The 591-nt window shown below is 46.2% G+C and carries 2 protein-coding genes; one reads left to right on the top strand and one right to left on the bottom strand.

The features are described 5' to 3' along the window. A partial coding sequence (locus tag HMPREF1986_RS13125; protein ID WP_155978781.1) for a hypothetical protein occupies positions 1 to 320 on the bottom strand: 320 nt, incomplete at its 3' end. A 24-nt stretch (positions 321 to 344) separates the two neighbouring features. Between HMPREF1986_RS13125 and HMPREF1986_RS13380 the strand changes: the two genes are divergently transcribed. After that, on the top strand, positions 345 to 591 hold a 247-nt coding region (locus HMPREF1986_RS13380; RefSeq protein ID WP_207636978.1), incomplete at its 3' end, for a hypothetical protein.

Below are 591 nucleotides of genomic sequence, written 5' to 3'. Positions count from 1 at the left end.
TCCTGAAAAGGATTCTCTCTTCTCCCGTGGGGAGGCGGAGACTTCTCTATGGATTCTTGAAACGGCTTCTTATACTTTATCTTCTGTTCTGGGTTTATGCTTTTATTGCATACCCTGAGTTTGTCCCGAGATCTCTCGCTCATCTGCCCGAGCTTTCCCTTATCCTTCCCTGCCTCTTCTCTCTTATCCTTGCTCTTCCTCTTTTCCCCCCATACCTTTTCCACATTTCTCCCTTTCTGCTGACATACTATATCATCCTTATCTGCCTTTTCCTTTACTGGATTTGCAGCTTCATCTGGAAATACTGGCGGGACCCGCACGGTTTCCTGTCTTCCTTTGAGGGCTTGGAGGGAGAGCCGGAAAAAGAAAAAACCTTATTCGAAATTCTGGACAGCATTTCTCCGGAGGATGAACCATGTCAGAGAGTTCCTCTGCCGCCCTCGGAAAAAAAGAAAAGGCTCCTGCGAGGCTTCTGGAAAAGGCTGCTTTACATTTATCTTGCATTCTCGATTTATGCCCTGATTTTCTCTCCGTCTTCGATTCCGGGATCTATCGGCGGGTTGCTCGTTTTTTTTATACTCACCTTTTTTT

Origin of the sequence: Oribacterium sp. oral taxon 078 str. F0263, assembly GCF_000469565.1 — a bacterium.
GTDB lineage: Bacteria > Bacillota > Clostridia > Lachnospirales > Lachnospiraceae > Oribacterium.
Note: the sequence above shows the minus strand (reverse complement) of the source record. Positions and strands in the feature narration are given on the sequence as shown.